The 24,322-nt window shown below is 62.7% G+C and carries 18 protein-coding genes; 4 read left to right on the top strand and 14 right to left on the bottom strand.

The features are described from left to right. The first annotated feature begins 26 nt into the window (after positions 1-26). On the top strand, positions 27-683 hold the full coding sequence (locus M1L53_RS01595; protein ID WP_050654995.1) for a TetR/AcrR family transcriptional regulator: 657 nt from the start codon (positions 27-29) through the stop codon (positions 681-683). A 3-nt stretch (positions 684-686) separates the two neighbouring features. On the opposite strand, the gene M1L53_RS01590 is transcribed toward M1L53_RS01595, so the two are convergent. From M1L53_RS01590 to M1L53_RS01580, 3 genes are all read right to left on the bottom strand, one after another. Then, complete coding sequence (locus M1L53_RS01590) at positions 687-1,259, bottom strand: TetR/AcrR family transcriptional regulator (protein ID WP_050654996.1); 573 nt, start codon at positions 1,257-1,259, stop codon at positions 687-689. A gap of 36 nt (positions 1,260-1,295) precedes the next feature. After that, positions 1,296-2,411, bottom strand: a complete 1,116-nt coding sequence (locus M1L53_RS01585; RefSeq protein ID WP_037130621.1) for an agmatine/peptidylarginine deiminase — start codon at positions 2,409-2,411, stop codon at positions 1,296-1,298. A gap of 157 nt (positions 2,412-2,568) precedes the next feature. After that, complete coding sequence (locus M1L53_RS01580) at positions 2,569-4,152, bottom strand: AraC family transcriptional regulator (RefSeq protein WP_030536181.1); 1,584 nt, start codon at positions 4,150-4,152, stop codon at positions 2,569-2,571. 173 nt (positions 4,153-4,325) lie between these two features. Between M1L53_RS01580 and M1L53_RS01575 the strand changes: the two genes are divergently transcribed. Both M1L53_RS01575 and M1L53_RS01570 read left to right on the top strand, forming a co-directional pair. Beyond that, positions 4,326-5,156: a siderophore-interacting protein gene (locus tag M1L53_RS01575; protein ID WP_054188271.1), complete on the top strand. Its 831-nt coding sequence runs from the start codon at positions 4,326-4,328 to the stop codon at positions 5,154-5,156. A gap of 54 nt (positions 5,157-5,210) precedes the next feature. Then, a complete protein-coding gene (locus M1L53_RS01570; protein WP_030536179.1) occupies positions 5,211-6,296 on the top strand; it encodes an ABC transporter substrate-binding protein in 1,086 nt (361 codons plus the stop codon). 96 nt (positions 6,297-6,392) lie between these two features. On the opposite strand, the gene M1L53_RS01565 is transcribed toward M1L53_RS01570, so the two are convergent. After that, complete coding sequence (locus M1L53_RS01565; protein ID WP_054188270.1) at positions 6,393-6,773, bottom strand: hypothetical protein; 381 nt, start codon at positions 6,771-6,773, stop codon at positions 6,393-6,395. Positions 6,774-7,428: 655 nt separating this feature from the next. On the opposite strand from M1L53_RS01565, the gene M1L53_RS01560 reads away from it, so the two are divergent. Continuing rightward, entirely contained in the window at positions 7,429-8,586 is a 1,158-nt protein-coding gene (locus M1L53_RS01560) for an acetyl-CoA C-acetyltransferase (RefSeq protein ID WP_054188369.1), read from the top strand. A gap of 72 nt (positions 8,587-8,658) precedes the next feature. On the opposite strand, the gene M1L53_RS01555 is transcribed toward M1L53_RS01560, so the two are convergent. The 10 genes from M1L53_RS01555 to M1L53_RS01510 all read right to left on the bottom strand — a co-directional run bounded on the left by M1L53_RS01555 (position 8,659) and on the right by M1L53_RS01510 (position 24,242). After that, positions 8,659-10,206 (bottom strand): ABC transporter ATP-binding protein, encoded by a 1,548-nt coding sequence (locus M1L53_RS01555; RefSeq protein WP_054188269.1) that lies wholly within the window; start codon positions 10,204-10,206, stop codon positions 8,659-8,661. Continuing rightward, a complete protein-coding gene (locus M1L53_RS01550) occupies positions 10,206-11,837 on the bottom strand; it encodes an ABC transporter ATP-binding protein (protein WP_054188268.1) in 1,632 nt (543 codons plus the stop codon). Before M1L53_RS01550 ends, M1L53_RS01555 begins: the two co-directional genes overlap by 1 nt. 129 nt (positions 11,838-11,966) lie before the next feature. Then, a complete protein-coding gene (locus M1L53_RS01545) occupies positions 11,967-12,860 on the bottom strand; it encodes a hypothetical protein (protein WP_054188368.1) in 894 nt (297 codons plus the stop codon). 46 nt (positions 12,861-12,906) lie between these two features. Then, positions 12,907-14,679 carry a sulfite reductase subunit alpha gene (locus tag M1L53_RS01540; protein WP_054188267.1) on the bottom strand — a complete coding sequence of 591 codons (1,773 nt, stop codon included), beginning with the start codon at positions 14,677-14,679 and terminating at the stop codon, positions 12,907-12,909. Positions 14,680-14,712: 33 nt separating this feature from the next. Beyond that, a complete protein-coding gene (locus M1L53_RS01535; protein WP_054188266.1) occupies positions 14,713-20,181 on the bottom strand; it encodes a glutamate synthase-related protein in 5,469 nt (1,822 codons plus the stop codon). A 182-nt stretch (positions 20,182-20,363) separates the two neighbouring features. Further along, the gene (locus M1L53_RS01530) at positions 20,364-21,407 is read right to left on the bottom strand and encodes a ParB/Srx family N-terminal domain-containing protein (RefSeq protein ID WP_003942919.1); all 1,044 of its coding nucleotides are present in this window, start codon (positions 21,405-21,407) and stop codon (positions 20,364-20,366) included. Between the two features lie 200 nt (positions 21,408-21,607). Then, positions 21,608-22,468 carry a 3-hydroxyacyl-CoA dehydrogenase gene (locus M1L53_RS01525; protein ID WP_007730327.1) on the bottom strand — a complete coding sequence of 287 codons (861 nt, stop codon included), beginning with the start codon at positions 22,466-22,468 and terminating at the stop codon, positions 21,608-21,610. Positions 22,469-22,483: 15 nt separating this feature from the next. Then, positions 22,484-23,098: a TetR/AcrR family transcriptional regulator gene (locus M1L53_RS01520; RefSeq protein ID WP_007730330.1), complete on the bottom strand. Its 615-nt coding sequence runs from the start codon at positions 23,096-23,098 to the stop codon at positions 22,484-22,486. Between the two features lie 84 nt (positions 23,099-23,182). After that, positions 23,183-23,779, bottom strand: coding sequence for a hypothetical protein (locus M1L53_RS01515; RefSeq protein WP_007730333.1), 597 nt, complete (start codon positions 23,777-23,779; stop codon positions 23,183-23,185). Between the two features lie 4 nt (positions 23,780-23,783). Then, a complete protein-coding gene (locus tag M1L53_RS01510; RefSeq protein ID WP_003942982.1) occupies positions 23,784-24,242 on the bottom strand; it encodes a hypothetical protein in 459 nt (152 codons plus the stop codon). Positions 24,243-24,322: the final 80 nt, after the last annotated feature.

Here is a 24,322-nt window from a genome sequence, read left to right as displayed (position 1 = left end):
TGCCAGGAGGTTGAAATGCGAGCAAGGTGGGCGACGTGAGCACGACTACGGACGGCCCGAAGAACAGGCGGGGAACACTTCGCGACGAGCAGAAACGCGCGACGCGGGCCAAACTCGTGGACGCCGCACGCACTCTGTTCGAGGAGCGGGGATACGCGGCCGTGACAGTCGATGACATCGCCTCGGTCGTCGGATGCAGTCGAGCCACGTTCTACGTGCATTTCGCCAGCAAAGTGGAGATGCTCAAGACGATCGGCGCGGCCGGGATGGCGGCGAGTGCGTTCGCTTTCTACATCGATCTCGATCGGGTCCTCGACACGAACTCTCGCGTGGAGTTCACTGCGTGGCTGGAGCGTGCCTTCGACTGGTTCGACGAGAACAAGCGCCTGCTGCCGGCGTGGGACGAGGCCGTGGCACTCGAACCGGAGTTCCGCGAGACAGCGCGAGACGGTATGACCCAACTACCGAATGCCATGCCCAAGTACCTGGGCCGTTGGCCGGAGGAACAGCACGACGAGGCGAGGTTGCGCGTCGAACTGCTCGTGAGTCAGTTGGAGCGATTCTTCACACGCTGGGCCGTGCAGGGGACGATCGACGTGACTCGGATGCAGGCGGCCGAGGTTCTGACCGACATCTGGTTCCCGGCCCTGTCGCCGGAATCGAAGGGCGTCGACGAGCGGTAGAGGCTAGCTCGGATCGATCTCCACGCCGATCGCACCGGTGAGCAGTTCTCTGGCTCGTTCGATGGGGATCGAGCCGCTCAGCCAGCGTTCACTCAGACCCTCGACCAGGGCGGTGAGTCGCTCGGCGGCGTCGGCCGGGCTTGCCTTCGGGTCAGCGAGCCCGGCATCCTGCGCTTGGCGGATCAAAGATTCGACGTCGTCGGCCCACTCTTGCGTCGTGGTGCGTAGCGGTTCGCGCAGTTCGTCGGCGAAGACTGCGCTTGCTCGGAGTTCACCCCAGGCGATGCTGTTCTCTCGAATCTTCGGGGCATTCTGAAACTCCAGCAGGAGCATCTGCTCGAGCTGCGCACGAGGGTCTGTCTCCGTGAAGGCGCTTTCGGTGTACAGCGCGGCGCGATCGTTGATGTGATCGAGGGCCCGGCGCAGCACACCTGCACGGTTCTGGAAGTGGTAGTAGATGAGTGCCGTCGACACTCCGGCCTCGGCAGCGAGCGTCTCCACCCTCAGCCCGCGTACGCCGTGTTGGGCAATGACGCGGACTGCTGCTTCCAAGATTTGCGTTTGGCGGTTCGACACGAGTCCGAATTCTACGAGGGTGGTCGGGACAGGTTTCTAGTCCGCGGGTTCCTGCTGGGTGGTGCAGTGAATGCCGCCACCACCCGCGGCGATGGCGTCGATGTTGATCTGCACGACACGGCGGTCGGGGAAGAGGCGCTCCAATTCACTTCTGGCGGCCTGGTCGGCCTCGGGGTCACCGAACTCGGGTGCGATGACCGCCCCATTGCATACGTAGAAGTTGATATATCCGGCTGCGAAATCGTCCGATTCGAAGTCGGGCCTGATCGCGACCGGCGCCTCGAGGACCACCACTTCCAGCTTCCGTCCCTGTGCGTCGGTCGCGTTCTGGAGAATCTCGAGGTGACGTGCGGTCACGTCGTGGTCGAACGACTCCGGGTCTGTGTCGAGGCCTGCGACCACGACACCTGGGCGTGCGAAACGGGCGTAGAAGTCCGTGTGGCCGTCCGTGATGTCCTTGCCGGCGATTCCCGGTAGCCAGATGATCTTGTCGAGACCGAGCAGGGGGCCGAGTTCGGCTTCGACGTCCGACTTCGACCATCCCGGGTTGCGGTTGTTGTTGAGTACACAGCTTTCGGTGATGATGGCTGTGCCTTCGCCGTCGACCTCGATGCCGCCGCCTTCGAGGATCAGGTCGGTAGGCAATGATTCGACTCCCGCGCGGGCGGCAACGAAAGCTGCGACCTGGCCGTCCTGATCAAAATCCTGCTTCTCGCCCCAACCGTTGAAGTTGAAATCGATACCCGCTTTGGTCCCGTTGCCTTTCACGAATACGGGGCCGGTATCGCGCATCCAGAGGTCGTCGAGAGGCGCGGCGATCAGTTCGACCGATGGGCCGACGAGGGAGCGAGCCAAGTCCAGTTCCTCGGAACGAACAAGCATCGAGACGGGCTCGAACTGCGCGATGGTCTGCGCGATCGTCGCGAGGTTGCGCTGGACCTCGGGCAGGAGGGCTGCTCCCCAGATCGCTTCGCTGGCACCGAACGCCATCCAGGTGCGCTTGTGTGGATCACCCTCTTCCGGCATCACCCACTCGCGAAGATCGTCGTCTCCATTGCTCCCGCCCGAGGCTGAGTCGGAATCGCCGCAGCCTGCCAAAAAGAGGCCACTGAGCGCAGCGGCGCCTGCCTGAATGAACCGACGTCTTTGCATTGCGGTGACTCCTTGTGCTGTGTGCGTGCGCGCCCGGTCCGCGTCCTGCTTGCATGGAGCGTAAACCTTGACTGAAAATTTAGTCAAGGAAGTAGTGCCAGTTCGAGACCGTTTCGGCGGGCGACACGACGGATCGAAGGACTCATCCGTCGGAAGGTCACGAGTCGATGAGTCCTTCGACCGTTCCCCGCCATCCGCGGCGCTGGTAGTCCCGGGGCGACATGCCGTGGGCACCGATGAAGACCTTGGTGAATCCGGACGCGTGCGCGTAGCCGAGTCGACGGGCGGTCTCTCCGGCCGAGAAGCCCTCCTCGAGATAAGCGCGGGCGAGGGTCATCCGCAACTGACCGCGCCAGCGCGGGAAGCTCTGGCCGGTGGCCGCTACGAAGCGTTTGTGGAGCAGGCCCTCGTCGACGCCGAGTCGAGCGCTCCACTCCGGCAGCGTGCGCGAATCGGTGGGGTCCGCGCGGAGTGCGGTAAGGATCGTTTCGACAGGATCGGTTCGGCCGCCGGGTGTCCGCGTCGCCGCGCTGTTTCGGATCAGCCTCGAGATCCTCGCTGGGTCATGGATTTCGGGGCGCAGAAGGGTGTAATTCGCAACGACCGTGTGCAACAGATACGCCTCCGCTTCGCGCGCGAAGTGCAGCACTCGTGGCGGCGGTGCAGTGACGGGAGAGTCGCCAGGCTGGGATCCGAGCGGAAGTAGAAGCGAACCCTCCGCGATCTCGACGCTGTTGCGTACTCCCGCGGGAAGCCACATCGCGTCGCCCCGCCTCAGATTCCAGGTTCGGTCGCCGAAAGTGACCCGGGCGGAGCCTCGGTAGATCCAGACGACGACGTGAAAGTTGTTGACCCTGGCCCACGTTCCGCTTGCGGGAATCGTCGGCGGTATCGGCGCCGAGCCTGAGTGGGCGCCTTCCTCGGACAAGAGTGCGACGCTCTGTGCCAAGGTCTCGTTCTCATGGATCGGCGCTGAGCCTTGGTTTGCACGTGTGTAGTCACTGGGTGTCACACCGGTGTGTTCACGGAAGGCACGGGTGAATCCCGCGGGCGTCGCGAATCCGACCTGCCCACCCGTCCATCCGATTTCGCGGCCGGAGTTCAGGTATGCGATTGCTGCCGCGATCCGGGCCGAGGTGCGCCAACGCGCGAAAGGCAACCCCGTCTCCTCCGTGAATCGGCGCTGCAGGGTGCGGACGCCGATCTTGAGTTGCCGGGCGAACTGGGAAAGCTCCGTGTCGTCGGCTGGCGTCCGTAGAAGCGTGCGAGCGATCTCGAGGGTCTCGGCCGAGCGTGGCAAATTCGGTGGGGCGTACGACACCGAAGCGTCGGCGTCGTTGGAATGGGCCCCCGCGACAAGCTCGAGTAGTCCGGCCCCCACAGTCGCCCCACCGCGCAGAAATCCCAAGTTGTGCGCGAACTGGTGGACGAGCCAGTCCTGCCAGGCTGCCGGGATCTCGAAATCGATGATCCGGTTCAACGTGGGCGGCAGGTCGGCAGCGGGCATCGGAATGGGAAACGCGACCGCTCCCGGGTCGACTCGGATGCTGTAGGCGATTCCCGCGGGCACCCAGGTTGCCGCCCCAGCGGTCACGCTGCGGGTGCGGTCGCCAATCTGTAGTTCCGCGTGTCCGGTGTGTACCCAGAAGAGCAGTGGCTCACGTGCATTCGCGATCAAGGAGAGTCGGGACGCGGGGATCTCGGGGACTTCGCCCGCGGAGAACACCAACCGTGGTCCCACGTATGCCCTCCCGATTCAGATGCTTTCTCACGCAGCCACCGATGAGTGTAAGAAGTCGGCACGCACGGATAACCGTAGCCGATTAGGGGAGGCTAGCTTTATTCAATGGCCCTTCCGCCGTGATCGAGCGTGGGTCGAACCCCCCCGTCTGTGCGCTTCCGAGGAGTCTTTCCGTGCCCCGAAACACCCGTCCGACAACGGCGTACTCAGTCACCTTGCGTGAACTCGAGGTACGTCGGGTGACAGACGTGACGCCGGGCATGCGGAGAGTGACGCTCACCGGAGCGCAGCTCGACACCTTCACAAACGCCGACGGCTTTGCCGAGCCCGCCTTCGTCAGCACCGGCTTCGACGACGACCTCCGATTGTTGTTCGCCTATCCTGGCGAAACCGATCCGGTCTTGCCGGTGATAGTCGACGGCACTGTGACTTTCGCAGCGCGACGCCGTCCACTTGCCCGCGCGTACACCGTGCGCCGTTACGATCCGCGAACAAGTGAACTCGACGTCGATTTCGTCGTTCACGGCGGTGGAGTTGCTACCACCTGGGCGCGCGACGCCGGCCCGGGCGACCGAATGCACATCGCGGGTCCCTCTGTATCGCAGGGACTCCCGGAAGATTGCGAGTATCTGCTCGTCGTCGGTGACGAGACGGCGCTACCTGCGATCGCACGTCTGCTCGAGGAATTGCCTGCCGATGCCAGGGGGCATGTGTTCGTCGAAATTGCGGACTCGGCTCACATTCAATCGGTGCGCGAGTTGCCCGGGGTGAGTGTCACGTGGTTGCCACGCGAGGGGGCGGAGCCCGGCACTAATTCTTTGTTGCTCGACGCGGTCAGTGCAGTCGAATGGCCTGACGGACGCGTATTCGCTTGGCTTGCAGGCGAACAGGCGACGATTCGCTCGCTTCGGCGTCATTTGATTCGTGATCGAGGAATTGCGAAGACCGACATCGATTTCACCGGCTACTGGAAACGCAGCGACACAGTGCGCACAGATTCCTGACCCGGCTCCATCGCTCGGTAAGACCGAAGCGCTCGATAACACCGAAAGGCAGAAATGACAGTCCTGCGCACCAGACGATCACGGATCATCGGACTGATCGGGGCCGCGCTCGCCGCAGCGCTCCTTGTGTCCGGGTGCTCGGCCTCGGCCGAAAACTCGAAAACGGCGTCCACTCCCGGTTCGGAGGGGAACGCCCTTCCCGCTGCGGAAGGAACGACTACTTACCCGCTGACCCTGGAATCGCCATATGGTACAAGTATTCTCGAGAAGCGCCCGGAGCGGGTTGCCGCAATCGTCCCCAATGCCGTCGACACGGAAATGCTCCTCGCGCTCGGCGTCAAACCCGTTCTCTCCTCGTCGATGGTCAAGGAGTCGGCTTCCCAGTCGTACTTGCTGCCTTACGGCGCAGAGGATCTCGACACCTTCGAGTTCGCGATGGGCGGCACACTTCCCGTCGAAGCGATCGCCGCGAGCGAACCTGACCTCATCGTCGCCGTCGGCTGGGCCGACGGCCTGGGTGGTTTGTCGATGGGCGATTACTACGAACGTTTGTCCTCCATCGCACCGGTGGTGACGAGCCCCGACACGAAGTCGCGGATGCTCGTGCCGTGGAAGGAATCGATCCGCGTACTCGGCGAGACACTCGACCTCTCGAAGGCAGCCGAAAAGATCGTGGCGGACCATGATCGGTATTTTGCGAAGGTGCGTCAGGAGAACCCTGAACTCACTGGCCTGACCGCAACCTGGGCGATCTTCTACGGAACCGGCAATGGGCTGCAGTACCTTTCAGCGCCCGATTCGGCTCCGGCAACTTTCTTGGGCGAGCTCGGTTTTGCCGAGAACCCGCGTGCACAGGAGTTCGTCACCCAAAGCACTGTCGGCGAGGAACTTCTAGAGAACATCGATGCGGACTTCCTGCTGATCGGCCGCAGTGCCGCCGGCAGCGAGGAGGATTTCGACAAGCTGACCGGCGGGAAGCTCTTCCAAGCGCTGGGAGCGGTGTCCTCCGGTCGTTGGGTCGCCCTGCCTCCGCGTACCGCAGACGGCGGGGATGTTCTATGGGCAATCACGAGCGGTGGCCCGATCGGAACGATGTGGGCGGCTGAACATATCGTGCCGCTCATCAGCGCGAAGCTGTAGGCGTACAACTGGAGAACGGAAAGCACTCACCCGTCGCCACACGATTGTGTGGCGACGGGTCGTTCGTACAGCAGGTGTCCCGGGTTTGGGGGTTGCCTATGGGACGAAGAAGGTTGCGAAACCCGGGGTGACAGGTCCGGCGGCAGGCAATATGGCGACGGCAACTTGCCCGGCTCCAGTCTGCAGGGTTGCCTCTCCCGGGGTTCCTTGGTTGTCGCCAGAAAGCCGACCGGAGCCGGAGGCTCCTGTCGAGAGGTTCATCCAGCGCACTTCCGTCGAAAGCATGCAACCCCACCGCTCTTCTTTGGCGCCGGTGATCGTCACCGTGCCAGGTTGTTCGCCGACTACCGCCACACAGTGGACAGGGGGTGCGTCGAAGCTGCCGTTTGGGTTCCCGAACGGCGCCGGGTTGATCTGGAACGGAACGGTGACCGCAGCGGAGGCAACGGCTGCGGGCGCGAGAACCGATACGGCCACTATGGATACGCAGGCAGATAGTCGGCGTACGAGATTCGTCACGGTAACCTCCGGTAATCGAAGACGGTGTGGTGCCCATGCTCTACCCGGGGCGCAATTACCGCAAGGGGATCCAGTTTTCGAGCCAGCGGCGGTTCGTGAATCGCTGAGTGCGTGACCGTTTGTAGAATCGTTGTCCTGCAACGCGTATCGGTATACGAAGCCTGTATCGGGCGGTGAATAGCCCAATCGTGCTGGGCTCCACCGAAAGTACTAACTTTCCAGCCATCGGCCAGCCGGCTTGCGGTGTAGCTCGACAAAGCTGGTGTTGTTTGCAAGGCGGGCTGAACGATTTCTCAGCGAAGGCAATGGATCTGGATGATGCACTCGTTCCGCTCGAAGATGCACTCCCGCAGCTGTTCTCGAATCCTTCGCCGTTTCACGCTGGCGTGAGGGGTCTGCAGCGAGGGCAGCCAAGTCGCGTTGGGGGGGTCGAGCATCGAACTGTCGAATGATTGCGACAGCAGTGGATTTCGTTGGATAGAAGTGCGGAGACCAATCCTGTGTCGGTAGCTGCGGGTCTCGAAATCACGTTTCATCTACCAAACAAATGCTTGATCGCTAAAGTGTGTGCGACATCGAAAGCCCGACAAAGCTCGATTTCGAAGGAGTTCGTATGGTTGCACCTCAGGCTTATGTCGTCGATGCGCTCCGCACTCCGGTGGGTAAACGGCACGGCTCGCTCGCAGGAGAGCACCCAGCGGACATGGGGGCCCACGTGATCACATCGATTCTCGACCGCACTCGACTGGACCCGATGGCCGTCGACGATGTGATCTTCGGTTGTGTCGACGCTATCGGGCCGCAATCGGGCAACATTGCCCGCACCGCCTGGCTTTCAGCAGGCCTACCCTTGGACATCCCAGGAACGACAGTCGACAGACAATGCGGATCTTCACAGCAAGCCGTCCACTTCGCAGCGCAAGCGGTCATGAGCGGGACCCAAGATGTGGTGCTTGTCGGCGGTGTGCAGAACATGTCCTCGATTCCTATCTCGGCGGCGATGCGTGCCGGCAACGAGTACGGATTCGACACGCCCTTCAGTAAGTCCCGGGGGTGGGCAGCACGATTCGGCGAGGCCGAAATCTCACAGTTCGTCGGCGCCGACCTGATTGCCAAGAAATGGGGTATCAGCCGTGAAGACATGGAGGAATGGGCACTGCAATCGCATCAGCGTGCCCGTGCTGCCATCACAGACGGCCGATTCGAGCGTGAGACAGTGTCATTGGGCCAATGCGTCGTTGACGAATGCCCACGAGAGACATCCATGGAGCAGATGGCTGCACTGCCCGCATTGAGGGATGGCTCGTTGCTGACGGCTGCTGTGGCTTCGCAGATCTGTGACGGCGCATCAGCGGCCCTGATCGTCTCCGAGAAGGCGCTCGAGGTTCATGGATTGAAGCCACGTGCGCGCATTCATCATATGAGCGTGCGCGGCGACGATCCGATGCTGCAACTCTCGGCGCCGATACCCGCGACGAAGTATGCACTGGCGAAATCCGGCATGGCGATCGGCCAGATGGATACCGTAGAAATGAACGAGGCATTCGCTTCGGTAGTTCTGAGCTGGTTGATCGAGACGGGTGCAGATCCCTCCCGGGTCAATCCCAACGGTGGTGGAATCGCACTGGGCCACCCTCTTGGGGCCACTGGCACCAAGTTGTTCGCCACGATGTTGCACGAGTTGGACCGCATTGATGGACGGTACGGTCTCCAAACCATGTGTGAGGGTGGCGGGACCGCGAACGTCACCATCATCGAGCGGCTGAGGTGAAATCGCCGACTGCGGTCATCACCTGGGTGCGACGGGACCGGCAATGTATCCCCGCGTGTAAGACAAGCGATGTCAGAGGGTGATCGTGCGGGTGGGCTCCCAGATGGCGGGGTCGCGGTGGGTGACGACGAAGACGGTGGCCGCCAATTCCCGCACGGCGCCGGCGATACGGCGCTCGGTGGCCTCGTCGAGGGCCGAGGTGGCTTCGTCGAGAACCAGGACGGGAGCGTCTTTGAGGAAGGCGCGAGCGATCGCCACCCGCTGACGTTCGCCGCCGGAGAGAGCGGCACCCTGGTGTCCGATGTCCTGATGAATGCCGAGCGTCGAGCGGTCGAGAACGGCGCCGAGGGCAGCGCGCCTTGCGGCGTCCTCGATCTCGGTTTCGGTAGCGCCCGGTCTTCCAAGTCCGATGTTCTCCCCGAGGGTGCCCGAGAACACGAGTGGGTCCTGCGGCACGTAGCCGATATGTGCCGCCAGAGCGTCGTAGGGCAAGTCGCGCAATGAAACTCCGCCCAGAGTGACGCTGCCTTGGTCAGGATCGTCGAAGCGCATGAGCAGCCCGAGAAGTGTGCTTTTCCCCGTACCCGAGCGTCCTGCGACGAGAACTCGCTCACCCGCGGGGATCTTCGCGGTGATGCCGCGCAGAACCGGAGCGTGGTCTACCCCGGCGACCTCGATGTCAGTTCCAACAGGGCGCGCGGCGTCCCGGGGTGCGGGCTCGGCCAGTGCGGGAGCCGAAGTCGCTGTGCGGTAGTCGCGAACCGTTGCGCGCAGCTCGTTGACTCCGATTCCGGCCAGGGCGAGTTCGTCGAGCGGCGCAGCGGCGCGGGCGGTGAGGATGACAAGCGCGAGAGCGGCTGCGGGATCGTCGAATCCGGTGGCGGCGAGGAAAATCACTGCACCTGCCAGCGGCACAATGGTGGCGATCGCCGAGATGAATGTCGCTGGTGCCGCGGCGAGATTTGTCCGTGCAAGCGCGGCTTCCTGATTCCGCCAGCTTCGCTCGATTCGTTCGACGGAACGTGTGGGACCGGCTGCTGTGCGCAGTAATTCGAGGTGGTCGGTGAGCTCGAGTGTCGACTGAGTTGCTGCGAGCTCGGCTTCGTGTCGGCGCTCGTCCGCTCGGCTGAGCGCACGTTGGGCCAGCGTCTGAGCGACGAGCGACACGGCGAGCAGTCCACCGACGAGCAGCATGACGCCTGGCCCCGCGACGACCGCGATCCCAGGAAGCAGGAGCAGCGGGATCAGCGGTGCAACCAGGAAGGTCTGAAGTTGGTGCGCGGGAACACTCATCAGCGACGGGATTCCGCGCCCGGCGACGGTGGCGAGCAGTGCCCGGTTGTCGTCGGTGAACCAGGACAGTTTCGCACGGGCGAAGGCGTCGCCGAGAGCGTCGTAGAGATCGCCGACGAGTCGAGCCCCGGTGAAGTAACCGCCCCGTGAGACCAGGACGGTCACGAAGAGAGCGATGGTGGCCGTGGCCAGGACGAGGACCGGCGACCGGTGATCAGCGATCGAGAGCGCGAGGGTGGTGAACGCGATCGCTTCGAGGACAGCGACGGACACCCAACCGAGTCCGATGGTGATCAAGCGTCGTCGGGCTGCATTGGCGCTGTTCATTATTCGGCTCCAGTCAGGGCTGCATTGTGCGAGGCGGCGTCATTCACGTTTCGACCGCCGAGGTCGAGTCGATCGTCGGCATCGTCTGCAAGAGCGGGGTCGTGGGTGACGATCACAATCGTCTTTCCTTCGTCATGTGCGAGGTGTCGCAATTCCTTCAGCAGTTCGGCGGCCGTGCGATCGTCGAGTGCACTGGTCGGCTCGTCGAGCAGCAGTACTGCTGCGGGCGAGAGGAACACCCGAGCAAGCCCGACGCGCTGACGTTCTCCTCCGGAGAGTGAAGTGGCGTCGGCATCGAGGCTGACGTCGATCTGTGCCCGGCGTAGTGCGGCGGTGTATTCCGCGTCCGTTGCATCGGGGGCGGCCAGCGCGATGTTCTCGCGCACCGTGGCAGGTAACACGTCTGCGCCCTGGGGTGTGAGCAGAAGGGACTGTGGCCGCAGGTTCTCGTCGATCACGGTGATGCTACGACCTGCGTAGCGGACGGTACCCAGTTCCGGGATCTCGAAGCCGGCCAATGCTTTCAGGAGCGTCGACTTGCCCGCTCCACTCGGTCCCGTGATCGCAGTGATCGTGGCTGGGCGGAATGCATGCGTGACGTCGTCGACGACTCTGCGGTCCGCGATCGTGACAGTCAGGTTGACGATCTCCAGTCGATCGGAGGGACTCGAGGCCGGAACGGTTGGCGCTTCACCGGCAGGGAGGGTGGGTTCGTCCAGGGCAGCGGCGAGCCGGCCCGCAGCAGAGCGTCCAGCAGCGACGTAGTCGAGGCCGTGCCCGAGCCGCAGGGCCGGTGTCACGATTGCGAGGCTGAAGAGAATGGTGGCGGCCAACGTCGTTGCATCCCAGTGAAATCCGACGGCATAGGCGATCGCGAACGTCGCCGTCGCCTGCATGAGGGCAACGGCGACGGCCGCAGGGGTAGCCACGAGTCGAACGCGCTCCTGCATTCCCCGGGTGAACCGTGCTGTCGATTCTGCATAGTCGGCGGCAGCGCCGGTCTGCGCACCGTAGATCCGGCAGACGCGGATGCCGCGGGCATAGTCGTCCACGGCAGTCACGATGTCGCCCATGACATCCGCGCTTTCAGCGCTGTGCCGAGCGGCCATTCGGGGGATCACGACCAGGTAGAACAGAGCTGCCACGGTGCCGGGAGCCAGAGCGAGAAGCGCCACGGGGCCGGCTGAGGCAACCAACGCCGCGATCGTGACCGCGGGGACCACGATGAGTGTGGCGAACTCTGCCGGTAGGTGCGCAGTCATATGGTGCAGCGCCGAGATGTCGTCCGAAACGAGCCTCCGCAGTGCGTCTCCGCTGTAGCGGGACAGCGTGCTTGCCGGTAGGCGAACGAGGTGGGCTGCGAGTTGGCGGCGAACCCTTGCCTCGAAAAGCGATTCCGCGTGGTGCGAGAGCCACGACGATGTGGCAGCGAGCGCGACGCCCACGAGCCAGAGCGCACATGCCCACCCGGCCCAGCTCATCGACGGTTCACCGATGAGTTGCACGACGCACCAGAGCGCCCCGAGCATCGCGACCCCCGACGCTGCGGCCGCGACGACCCCGGCAGCCAATGCAGGCAGCGCCGGGCGCAAGGCCGGGACCAGCGACGGTTCGACGAGAGGGCGGGGCATGGATAACTCCTTGAATCAGCGTCAGGGTGCAGGCACGACAAATGACCGAGACCTAAGGTTAGGGGTCGATGGCTCCATGTGGTTATCGCCGTACGCCGATTTCTTACACTTGCCCAGCATCCGTCGGTGTCAGGATGCGGCCGAGATGGAACTCATGACGTCTTCCCACACGCCCATGACTGCGGGTTCGGTTGGACCCGTTTGGGTGAAGACTGCCACGCATTTGCGGCGGAAGTCGTACATCTCGATCGAGCTGGTCAGGCCGTGAACGCCGTGGGTGCGGGTCAGCCAGCACTCCGAGACACCATTCAGGTCGATCATCGTCCGGCAGGTGTCGGACGCCAAAGTCAGCGTCCCCCCGAACATGGCTGCGGCGTCGAGGTCACCACGGTGGATCTGCAGGCATCCGTTCCCGGCGACGACGGTCGTGACGGGCAGTTGGTGGTAGGACAGGTGCTCCATCCCGGCAGCCATGAGGTGAGGATCGACTCGCCGGTAACCGAGGGCGCCCAGAGCGACCAGGCCGCTACGACGTTCGCTGCCGCCGTCCGCGAGGATGAAGTCGAGCTGTGTCAGCTGATCGGCTTCGGCCCAGAATGCGGGCGTATTCGATGTCTGGATGGGAGGGCTTGTTTCCCTCGCAGTGCTCGGCGCAGTTCGCATCGCTTCGAAGGCGAGACGATCCGAGGCCGGGGTCAAATACGTGGTGTGTGAACTTGATCCGTGGATGTCGAACATGCGGAGCGTCGGCGGTAGGTGCTGCCCTGCTTCAGTGGTCACCACCGAGCCGAGGGAGGCAACGTTCAAACGTAGAGAGACGAGCCCGGGCGCGCAGACCAACGGATCGCCGGGAAATGTCGGAACGGAGTACTTGCCCGAGTCGTTGACAGCCACCGGACCTGCAACGGTGATTGCTACGGCGTCGTCCAAGAGTGGCAGCATTTTGCCGACTACCTCAGGTGCGGTGTCGATCAGTCCGCCGCGGAATCCTGGACGCGCAAGCAGTGCGTCCAGGTCCGACATGCGTGCCAAAGCTGCGCAACGACATTCGCCACGGTGCGGGCACATCTCAGTAGACATCCCTTAGGTACCGCTTCGATCGTTTGAGGTTGTTGACGTAATCCTCGGCGGCGTCCGCATCCAACCCACCGTGCTCGGCGACGACCTCGTGCAATGCGTCGTCGACGTCCTTTGCCATCCGAGTGGCGTCGCCGCAGACGTACATGTGCGCACCGTTTTCGAGCCAGTCGAACAAGTCTCGGCCCTGCTCGCGCATACGAGTCTGGACGTAGATCTTCTCGGACTGATCGCGCGAGAAGGCCAGATCGAGGCGAGTCAGGACACCGTCACGGGTCAGCCCGTTCAACTCGTCCTCGTAGATGAAGTCGCTCGACTGATGCTGATCGCCGAAGAAGAGCCAATTCTGCCCCGACGCGTTGCGCGCGCGACGCTCGTGCAGGAAAGCGCGGAAAGGTGCGATGCCGGTTCCGGGGCCGATCATCACGACGGGAACAGCGTCATCGGCTGGTAGGCGGAACGAATTATTCTTTGAGACAAAAACTCCGACCCGATCGCCCTCGCCTACGCGGTCCGCCAGGTACGTCGAGCAGACGCCGCCGCGGTCCCGCTCGCCCGAGCGGTAGCGCACACTCGCTACCGTCAGATGGACGGTGCCGTCGTGGGCCAGCGGGCTGGAGGAGATCGAATAGACCCGATGTTGCAGCGGGCGAAGAAGTGTAAGCAGATCCTCGGGATTCAGCCGAATGCTGTTGTCCAACTGGAGGAGATCGAGAACGTCCTTGCCCCACAGCCACGCATCGAGCGCTTCCCGATCTTCCGTGTCGAGAATATGCTGCAGTTCGGCGTCGCCGCTGCGTCGGGCGATGTCTTCGATCAAATCGCGCGAGGGAATGGAGATCTCGTAGTCGCTGGTCAACACCTGGTCCAACGGTGCGGACGAGCCGTCTTTCGCGGTAACCACATAATCGCCGCTGACACCGAGCTGATGGATGATCGCCTCGACGAGGGCGGGGTCGTTGATCGGGCGGATGCCCAATCCATCTCCGGCCTCGTAGTCCAGACCGTCCTCGCCGAGCGCAAAGGTGAAGTGGCGGACTTCCTTGGCTGAGTCCTCGCCGGACAACAGCCGGTTGGCGAGGACGGTTGCAGGATAGGGGTTCTTGCGAGTCCACTGGGACTTGGTCTTCGTCTGAGCGGGCGCAACCGGCGAGGCAGCGGCCCCCGCATCACCGTCGACACCGGCCACCGCAGCGACGGCCCGAACGATCCACTCGGCCGCCGGATCCTCGTAGTCGACGTCGCAATCGGTGCGGTCGACAACCCGGGTCCCGCCGAGCGCTTCGAAGCGGGCGTCGATGTTCTTTCCCGACTGGCAGTACCCGTCGTAGCTGGTGTCACCGAGTGCGAGTACTCCGAAGTAGAGACCCTCCAGCCGGGGCGCACTCTCGGATTCGACTGCATCCCAGAACAGCTGCGCGTTGTCGGGCATCTCGCCCTCGCCGTAGGTGGAGGTGATGACGAGCACCCGGCGCATGGCGGAAAGTGCATTGATATCCACGGTGTCCAGACCCGCGACAAGTGGTTCGAGACCGTGGGCACGAGCAGCTGCGGCTGCGTCTTCAGCCAAGGACTCCGCGTTGCCGGTCTGACTTCCGTAAAGGATGTGCACGGCTGCGCCGGCAGCTCTCTCCACTGTCGCTGTTGCAGTACCGGTTTGACCGGACATGACAGTTCGCGAGTGTAGACCGGCCAGGAATCCGGAAAGCCACGCGCGCTGGTCGCCGGTGAACGGTGCGTATTCGGGGATGTACGGGATTTCCATGATTTGAAGCTCACCTACTTTCGGGGGAGGAGGTCAGGACACCAGGTCGGGGATCGTGCGCGAAGCGAACAGTTCGTCGAAGTTCGGCAGTGATCCGAGCTTGTCCCGATTCTTGTTGTCTTGAAACAGAATCCACCCGTACGTCGCCGGGCTGTCCATGGCCAACACGTTGCGTAGGCTCAGCGCCTGCTTGTAGTCGTCGACCCGCTTGGCTGCAATCAGCGCAGCCAACTGTTCGTCGTCGTAGTCGGCCAGAATCTCTTTCGAGTACTTGACCAAGTGCTGGACGAGGGCGAAGTCCTCGGTCAGCACCAGGTTTCGGGCCGCCTTCTGCACTGCTGGATCGTCGGGTCCGGACGCACCCGGCGTGCGGGCGGCGGCGAGTTGTTGTGCGAAGTGAAGCACGGTGTACGCACTGAGCAGCGCATACATCGTCGCGGTATCGGTCTCGCCATAGGCGGGGACTGCTCCGTTCAGTGCGGGGCGCCCATCGCGCACTGCGAGTTTGAACGTGCGGACCTGACGTGCTGCGATGGCGGACGCCAATTCTTCGAGAAGCTCTTTGTGCGACTTCGCAGCCAGGATTGCATCGCTGTCCTGGTAAAGCATCAATGCCTTGGGCATGGCGTAGACGAACGAGTGCTGTTCGACTTCCCAGTTCTCGAGTAGTCGGGTTCCGAGCGCGGATCCCGTTGCTTCCACATGCAGTTCGAGCAGGAGTTGTACCGCGTGGTTGTGGACGGCGGCCAGAGGATCGGTCGCAGCGGTGATCGAACCCAGCAGTACGGAATCGGTACTTGCTCGCAGTGCCAATTCGCCACGAGGGTCGTACTGGTAGAAGAACCCGCCGCTCATGCCGTTGCCGACACCCTTGCCGAACTCGCCGAGATTCACGACAGCACCGTTGGTCATGTACTCGCCGGCGAAGTCTCCGACACCTTCTACGACAGCACTGGCGCCGGAGTTACGAACTGCGAAGCGATCGCCTGCTTCACCTTCGACGAACACTCGTCCACCGGTGGCGCCGAAGAGTGCGAAGTTGCCGATCAACACGTTTCCACCGGCGTCACTGGAGCCGCCGCCTGGGCTGCGCACGGCAATCACGCCGCCGCTCATGCTCTTTCCTACGCCGTCGTTACATGTCCCGGTGTGTTCCAGGTGCATGCCGTCGTTGCAGAATGCGCCGAACGACAGGCCCGCAGATCCGGTCGTCAGGACGCGCACGCTGCCCGGCGCCAGGTAGCGTCGCCCACGCTCGTCGGTCAGTACTCCCGGAGCGAGAAGGCCGGGCGCTCCGTAGTTGAGTTCGCGTTCGAGGTCGATCGCCAACTGACCACCGACGCTCTTGTTCCGGTTACCCAGGTGCAGTGCACCTTCGGCGAATTCAGGTCCGGACACGGCGACCGAGGCCTCGCCACGGTTGAAGAACACCGTACGAACCTCGTCCATGATCTTCTCGTCGAGCGCGTACTCACGTTCGAGGTACACAGGATTGTCGATGGTGATGTCCGGGGCGGACTCGAACATCGCGTCCAGCTTCAGATTGCCGACAATAGACGGGTGATCGAGCAGATGCAGGAGATCCGTTCGACCCCGCGCTTCCTGAAGGGACCGCATTCCCAGATTCGCGAGCAGTTCCCGAGTTTCGTGAGCGATGTTGAGAAGGTACTGCGCCATCGCGCGGGGATCGCCGTCGAACAGTTCCGGGTTGGTGGTCAGACCGGCGGGGCACTTGATGTTGCAGTTCTTGGCCATGACGCAGCCCATCATCATCAGCGCCGACGTACCGAACTCGAAGCTGTCTGCGCCGAGTAGGGCGGAAGTGATGATGTCGCTGCCGGTCTGATGCGCGCCCGAGCATCGCAGAACGACTTTCTGGCGAAGGCCGTTGGCACACAGAGCTTGATGGACCTCCGCGATACCGACCTCGGCCGCACGACCCGCGTATTTGAGGCTGGTCACCGAAGCTGCGCCGGTGCCACCGGTATTTCCGGCGACGTTGATGACGTCGGCGCCGGCCTTGGCGACACCGACGGCGATGGTGCCGATTCCTTCCGAGGACACCAACTTCACGATCACCCGAATGCGAGCTGCCTTGCAGTCGTGGATGAGCTGAGCGAGGTCCTCGATGGAGTACGTGTCGTGGTGAGGCGGCGGCGAAACCAGTTCGACCCCGGGCGTTCCGCCGCGGGCGGCAGCGATGTCGACGGTGACCTTGGCGGCCGGAAGCTGCCCGCCCTCACCGGGTTTTGCGCCTTGGCCGAGTTTGATCTCGATCTCTTCGAGCATCGGATCGGCGAGGTAGCCCGCCCAGATTCCGAAGCGTCCGGATGCAAACTGCTTGATGCGCGATGCACGAATCGTGTCGTAGCGCGAAAGGTGTTCGCCGCCTTCGCCGCTGTTGGACATCGCACCGACCATGTTCGTGCCGTGCGCGACGGCTTCGTGCGCCGGAGCGTTCAGTGCGCCATGGCTCATGGCACCCGACGCCAACTTCGGGGTGATGTCGCTTGCACTCTGTACCTCGGAGAGAGGTACACCTGCCGGTGCGACCCTCAGCTTGGACAGGAACTCTGCCGCAATACCGGTTGCATTCAGCACCAGATCCGGGTCGGTGGCCTCGATGGTGACGTCGTCGGCAAAGGCGACGGAAAGAGCATCGCCGAGTGCTACCACCCGAGCGGTGTCGTCGGCCAGTGGACCGTCCAGGCTAAGTGTGTACCGGCCGTCCGCGGCAGATTCACACCGGATTCCACGCATCACGATCGTCTTATTGCCGCGCACCGAGAATCGGCTGATCTGGTCGGTGAACTCGGCTGTCGTCACCGCAAATGTGACATCACCGGGCACGGAGATGACATCGCGCAACGCGGCGGGACGACGCGATCGTTCCGCAGCCATGACAGTGGAAAAGTCCCGGTACCCGGCGGTGATGTCGAAGTCGTCGATCTGCTCGGTGGTCAACCGGTCGAAGCTCGTCGCCCGGTATGCCCCGGCGTCGAGGCGGAAGGCGTCGTCGAGCCGTCCGAGCGGCAGTAGACGTAGAGCCTCGAATTGTTCTGTTCCGGAGGGACTGTCGAACGCGATCTTCTCTTCGGTGAGTTCGACGTACTTACGGACCGCGGTGGTACCGAACGAATGCCCTGCGCCGTCTGCACGCTCCTTGAACAGGCCGAGCAGTGGCAGATCCTTCTCGCCCCCGACTGCGCTCGCACGCTCGTGCCACTGCTTCGAGGTCACCGCGACGGTGTCGAAACCGACGCCACCCACCGGTGACTTCATGTTGGGGAACCACTGGCGCAGAACAGGGTCGGACGTATCGAGGAAGTTGGGTTCGAAAAATTCTCCGCCGATGTAGCTTTCGACGGTGCACAGACCGACGCGTCCCATCGTCTTCATCAGGGACTTCTCGGCGGCCTTCGCGAAGCGTCGGAACGCGGCATCCGGGTCAGCGGCGAACTTCTCCTCGGCTCGCAACTGAACGGACAGCGGGTAGACGGCGGAAGCGCCGAAACCGAGTGCGGCCGCAACGTGGTGTGAGGACTCGATCTGGCCGCTCTCGACGATGAGAGAGACGCGCAATCGCAGGCCCGCGTCGATGAGGCGTTGGTTCAATGCTCCGACGACCATGATCGCGGGAAGTGTTGCGCGCTCGTGAGATACGTGGCGGTCGGTCAGGACTGCGATTCCGCCCTGTTCGGCCGCGAAGGCTACAACAGCATCGCCGAGCGCGGTCATCGCGTCGACCATTGCCTGCGCGTCACCCTCGGCGGGGTAGAGCATTTCGAAGCGGCGGTGCGGAGTGTGGTTCTGTTCGCGGATCTTGAGCATGTCCAGGTGCCCGAGGATCGGCGAGGCGATGACGATCTGCTTGCCCTGTCCGGGGGACATCTTTGCACCCAATGCGACCCGGAGGGTCATACCGTCCGCTTCACGGATGCTGTCGAGGGGAGGGTTGGTGACCTGGGCGAATCGCTGCGAAAAGTAACGTGCCACACCGCCTTCGCGGTCGCTGAATGCGTTGATGGCGTTGCCGTAACCCATGGCGGAGACCTTTTCGGCTCCGTGCGTGAGCATCGGATCCATCAGGAATTTGAAACTTTCCTGATCCAGGGAGTACGCCATGTAGCGCTGATGAACCTCGAAGGTGCCGTTGTAACGGGTCGGGGAGCTGACTTTCTCCGCTGGCACGGCGGGAATGTCTTCGATCAGGATTCGCGATTGCTCCAGCAACGACTGGTAGTCGCGCTGAGCGGCAATCTTTTCCAGAGCTTCGCGGGCAGTGTAGGTATGGCGATCGCGATGATCGAAGTACAACATTCCGCCGGCCTCGACGCGGCCACGGTGAATCACCGTCTCGGGTGCGAACGCGATCTGTCCGGCTTCGGAGAATGCGCACACGTAGTCGTGTGTCTCGATCGTGCGTAGTGGACGCAGACCGAGGCGATCCAGGCGCGCACCGATGATGGTGCCGTCGCCGAACACCAGCGCTGCCGGTCCGTCGTTCTTCTCCTCGTACAGCGAGAAGTACTCGAACATCGCACGCACTGCGGGGGAGAGAGTGGTGTCGTTTTCCCAGGCCGGCGGCATCATCGAGACCACAGCCGTCACCAGGTCGACACTGTCCTCGATGACGCGAGCTTCCAGGGTCTGATCGAGTCGGCAACTGTCGGACTGGCCGGGCGGACGGACGATCGCACGTCGTTTTGCACTGGCGACAGCAGCTTCGGAGAGCCGATTCTTCTTGTCCGTGTTCAGTTCTCCGTTGTGAGCCATGAACCGGAACGGCTGCGCCATCGTGGGATGCGGGTCCGTGTTGGTCGAGAACCGCGTATGGAAGTACATCGTGTGCACGGCGTGATCGGGGTCGACCAGGTCGCGGAAGTACGGGATCACTTCGTCGGAGTTCAAGCGACCTTTGAGAACCTGAGTTCGCGCGCTGAGCGAGAGTGGGTACAACCCGCGTAGTGCAGGGGTGTTGTACGCGATTGCCTCGATGGCGAGCAGAGCTTCGTGCACGAGGCGATCGACTACCGCAGGCTCGGGGCGAGGAGTGGGCACCTCGAAAATCCACTGCCTGACCGGAAGTTGATGCGCGATCGCGGCCGGCCGAATCGCCGAGTTGTCGACCGGGACGTCGCGCACTGCGAGAGTGGTGAAACCGCGATCGAGAAGTTCACGTTCGACCAGGGCGGCAGCGCGAGCGTGCTGGGCGTCGTCGTCCGGAAGGAAGAAGTTGCCGACGCAGAAGCGTCCGGCGCGAAGGTCGGAGCGCCCGGTTACCTTGCGGAAGAACCGGAGGGAGAGGTCCACCGAGACGCCGCCGCCGTCGCCGACGCCCTCGGAGGACATACCGCCGCGGTGCGGAACCGAGCAGAGCGCTTCGCGGCCCTTGATCAGGACATCGTGGGTCTGCACGCCGTCCTTGCGCGTGATGAACCCGACCCCGCAACTGCTCTTGTCATCTGCGGGGTCGTACAAACCGACGATGGACGTGCTCACTGCAGCAACCTTCTCCCTGTCCTGGTTGCCCGGAGATTGTTCGACCGGGCAGATACGACGGCATGTATTCCGTCAGGGCAGGGCGTCGCTGCTTCGATGAAGCGGCACCCGAATGGGTTCAGACTACTGAGTAGAGGCTTACCTTAGTCAAGTCTGCTTGGTGTGACTTGGATCTGAGCAGGTCAGAGGGTTGCTTTGTAGGCAAGTGCGTAGGCGATCTTGCCCGGCTTGTCGTCTGTGTACGGCTTGGACAGCTTTGCGAACTCGCCCTTGGACTCGGCTTTGCCGTCGTTCCAGGCCGACAGGACGCCAAGATCGGTGGCAGTGAATCCGCTGTCGACGACGGCATCGCCCGTCAACGCTGTCTGTGCTTTGGTCACCGACTTCACGGTGCCCAGGTAGCTGGAGAGATCATCGCGATTCCAGTTGGTGAGGTCGACGGGCGCGGTGTCGCGGACCCAGGCGCCCCAGTAGAACTCCTGGAACGGAATCGTGCCTGCGGCGAATCCGATGTCGCGGGAGAAGTACATCAAGCTGCGGTACTTGTCGTCGGCGAAGTTGGCCAGGCCGACGCTCTTCGGCAGAGCCTGGACCGGTACCTGGTTTCCGTCGACGTCACGCGACCAGACCCACTTGTTCTTTTCCATCTCGGTCCAGAAGGCGCCTTCACTCAGGCCACTGAGGTTGCCGAGAACCCGCAGTCGCACGTGCAGGTCGGGGCCTCCGTCGGCCGTCTCGATGAAGGACGTGAGGGTGTGGTGACCGTCGGTCAGGTAGAGATCGCCGCGGGGTCCGACGACCACGGTCTTCATGGGCGCGATGCTCTCCGCGGTTTCCTGACCCACCGGGAGCTGGCAGGTGAAGGACGACGGGTCCTTCAGCGTCGACGCCGCAGTAGCGGTCGCGGCCTGGATCTGGCCGTTCGCCTCACACCAGTCGTCGAACTTCTTGTTGATCGTGTCTTTTCCGAGCGTGTATCGCCCGAGCTTGTAGTACACCTCGTCGTAGCCGAGTGACGGTTGTGTCGCGTGAACGTCGCCGATGCGCACGTCCAGGAGATCACCTTCCTTGGCGCACAGGTACTCCGATCCGCCGGCGGAGCCTGAGAACGAACCGGTGGAGATTCCGCCACACGCGAGGGGAGCGGCGACAGCGGGAGTGCTGACCAATGTTCCGGCGCCGAGCAGTGCCAGTGTTGTGAGTGCCGAGATGGCGGAACGACGCATATGGGGATCTCTCCTGATGATGGGTTCGCACGTGAAGAAGCTTGCGTCACAATCGCTCAGGGTGGTTTCGGACTTACTGACAACAGACGTCCGCGCGGTGGCTACCACGTGAATTCACGTCGTAACCACCGCGCGGTGAGCCTGTTGGTTGATCAGCCCTGCAGTTGATCAGCCTTGCAATTGATCAGCCTTGCAATTGATCAGCCCTTGTAGTTGTAGAAGCCCTCGCCGACAGCAACGCCGAGCTTGCCCTCGTCGATGTAGTTCTTCTTGATGTAGTCGGCGAATTCGCGCTGCTTCTCGCCGCCCTGGGAGGAGATGTTGTAGACGGTGGTCAACCCGACGACGTCCATGATCTGGAAGGGGCCGAACGGGGCTCCGGTGCCGATACGCCACGTCTTGTCGACCATGTCGGGATCGGCGATGCCGTCGATCAGCAGGTCGGAGGCCGCGTTGAGGAGCGGGACCAGGAGCGAGTTGAGTACGTAGCCCGCCTTCTCCTTCTTGAGTTCGATCGGCACCATGCCGATGTTCTTCGCGAACTCGACGACCTCGCGGTACACGGCGGGGTCGGTGGACTCGGTGCCCATGACCTCGGCAGTGTTGTTGACCCACACGTGATTTGCGAAGTGCAGTGCGAGGAACTTCTCGGGGCGGCCGGTGAACTCCTTGAGATCGCTCGGCAGCAGCGTCGAGGAGTTGGTAGCGAACACCGTGTGCTCAGGAGCAACCGTGGCAAGCTTCTCGTAGGTGTCGCGCTTGATGGCGATGTCCTCGGGAATTGCCTCGATGACCAGGTCGGCCTTGGCGACGGCTTCGCCTAGATCGTACGAGTACGTAATACGTTGCAGCGCTTCGTCAGCCTTGCCTTCCTTGGCACCCTCGACGTTCTCGGCCTTGTAGGCCGCGGCCAACGAGTCGAACCGAGCCTTGGCCTTTTCGATGACCTCGGCGTTGATGTCGTACGCGACGACGTCGAAGCCGTGATAGGCGGCCTGATAGGCGATCTGTGAGCCGAGAACTCCGGTACCCAGAACGGTGATCTGCTTCAGTTCAGTCATTTTCGATCCTCAATCCTATTCGGTGGGTAGTCCGGCAAGCGTCAATCGGACCTGTGCGGCAACGATGTTCGTGAGTTCGTCAGCCGTGATCCGGTCCAATGCCGCGCGGGCTATTTCGAAGTGCAGCACGTTGGAAATCGTTCGCGCTGCAGTGGTGGTTCGGGTGGTGTGGTGGGGGTGTGCCTCGTGCAAGATTTGCGCAATCCGCGTTTGCAGGCGCTGCGAGAGTTCCAGGCCTTCGGCCCGGAAACACTCGCTGGGCTCACCGAACAACACCTCGCGTTGGTAGATGCCGGTGTTCTCGTCGCTTCGGCGACTTGCGATCAGCAGGGGTGAAACCAGCTCGAGCACACGATCTTCTGTGCCGGTCGACTTGGCTTCACACTCTTCTCCCAATTCGATCTGCTTGCGGTATTCCGCGTTGTACACCATGAGCAGCAACTCGGCTTTGCTTGCGGCGTAACGAAAGAGAGTGCCGCCGGCTACATCGGCGCGGTCGGCAATTTCTTGAGTTGTGACTGCGCTGTAGCCCTTTTCCGCGAACAGTTCGGCAGCGGCGTCGAAGATGCGTGTCTGCTTCTCGAGTTTGTTGCGTTCGCGACGGCCCAGCTCTTGGTCCGGCTTCGTCATCCCGCTCACCTCGTTCCATTTCGGATCACGCTCATAAATGAGTCTACTCCGAAATATCGGGAGGGTGGAGTCTCCTCCGTCACATCACCGCAGTCCGCTGACCCAACCGGCGAACACGTCTGAGAACACGTCCGCTTCGCACGCATGCGCCGATTCGGGATAGGCGCACTCTGGGTATCCGGCGACGACGGCGGCAAGTTCGACGTTGCAACACTGCGCCAAGAGGCCACGCAGGAGATCCGCAACCGACCAACCCGCGACGGATACCGCAGGGATTCCCTCTTCCTCGTACACCTTCACCAGATCGGCGTGCCTCCAGGACAATTCCTCGGCCACCAGTGCATCAGGGTTGAAAGACATGGCGCGGTCGAGTGATCCGCGCAGAAGTGAGTGCGGATCGTCCTCGCCGCGAAGCCTGGTCGCGAGGTCCGCCGGCGCCTTCTGCATGACGAACATCCAAGGTTTGCCGTCGGGAAAGACTCCACCGAAGCCTGCCACGTTGAACGGTAGGTGGCTACTGAGAAAATCGGTCTCCACGTCGACGTGTTGATCGTCGCCCAGATGAATGAAGTGGCCGGAGGCAATTTCCTCGCCCATTGCCGGCTCAGCCCATGTGTTGTTCCACAGATCGGTCATCCGACTGCCTTCGGGAAAATCGAGAACCTCGAAGAGAAAACCCATGTCTCTACAACTCCCCGTCGAAGTGGGTGGTTACTCCACCGGTCAGTCGAGAAACCGTCTGCGCCGAGGTCGCGAGGACGACTCGGCTTGTCTCGAAGGTCATCTCGTCGCGTTCGGTGTCCTCCGATTCGGGATCTTCGGCGAGTGAGAAGTCGAGTTCCACCTCTCGATCGGTGCTGGAACAGACCGAGATCATCAGCCCGAGTCGTTCGTCGGTGAACGCCGGAAGCGATTTCTCGGGATGGAAGTCTGCGGCCGCGTGAAAGAAGAACGCCGCCAGCCGTTCGACGAATCCGTCGTCCGTATGTCGGCTGAGATACTGATTGAAGCGGTCGGGGCTGAGCAGCCCGACGTCGAAAACGAGTGTGGGTACGTCGGATTCGAAGACAGTGGCGGGAACCGCATGACTGCGAAGGAAGACTGCGGCGCCGCCGTATCCCGGCAACCTGAACCCATCACGCATCTGGTGTACTCCCGTCGCAGTGGTGTCCTGTCCACGCTAGGCCATTGCTCGGCCGCGTGCTGCCTACTCGAGTAGGCAGC

The sequence above is a fragment of the Rhodococcus sp. T9N genome (assembly GCF_024436645.1).
In the GTDB taxonomy this organism is placed as follows: Bacteria; Actinomycetota; Actinomycetes; order Mycobacteriales; family Mycobacteriaceae; genus Rhodococcus_F; species Rhodococcus_F qingshengii.
This window is presented reverse-complemented; position numbering and strand designations above follow the sequence as displayed.

Coding starts and splice junctions, on each gene's coding strand:
- M1L53_RS01585 (WP_037130621.1), bottom strand. CDS start 2,411: ATGCAAAGACGTCGGTTCATTCAGGCAGGCGCCGCTGCGCTCAGTGGC.
- M1L53_RS01570 (WP_030536179.1), top strand. CDS start 5,211: ATGACAGTCCTGCGCACCAGACGATCACGGATCATCGGACTGATCGGG.
- M1L53_RS01560 (WP_054188369.1), top strand. CDS start 7,429: ATGGTTGCACCTCAGGCTTATGTCGTCGATGCGCTCCGCACTCCGGTG.
- M1L53_RS01555 (WP_054188269.1), bottom strand. CDS start 10,206: ATGAACAGCGCCAATGCAGCCCGACGACGCTTGATCACCATCGGACTC.
- M1L53_RS01550 (WP_054188268.1), bottom strand. CDS start 11,837: ATGCCCCGCCCTCTCGTCGAACCGTCGCTGGTCCCGGCCTTGCGCCCG.
- M1L53_RS01545 (WP_054188368.1), bottom strand. CDS start 12,860: ATGTCGGACCTGGACGCACTGCTTGCGCGTCCAGGATTCCGCGGCGGA.
- M1L53_RS01540 (WP_054188267.1), bottom strand. CDS start 14,679: ATGGAAATCCCGTACATCCCCGAATACGCACCGTTCACCGGCGACCAG.
- M1L53_RS01530 (WP_003942919.1), bottom strand. CDS start 21,407: ATGCGTCGTTCCGCCATCTCGGCACTCACAACACTGGCACTGCTCGGC.
- M1L53_RS01525 (WP_007730327.1), bottom strand. CDS start 22,468: ATGACTGAACTGAAGCAGATCACCGTTCTGGGTACCGGAGTTCTCGGC.
- M1L53_RS01520 (WP_007730330.1), bottom strand. CDS start 23,098: ATGACGAAGCCGGACCAAGAGCTGGGCCGTCGCGAACGCAACAAACTC.
- M1L53_RS01515 (WP_007730333.1), bottom strand. CDS start 23,779: ATGGGTTTTCTCTTCGAGGTTCTCGATTTTCCCGAAGGCAGTCGGATG.
- M1L53_RS01510 (WP_003942982.1), bottom strand. CDS start 24,242: ATGCGTGATGGGTTCAGGTTGCCGGGATACGGCGGCGCCGCAGTCTTC.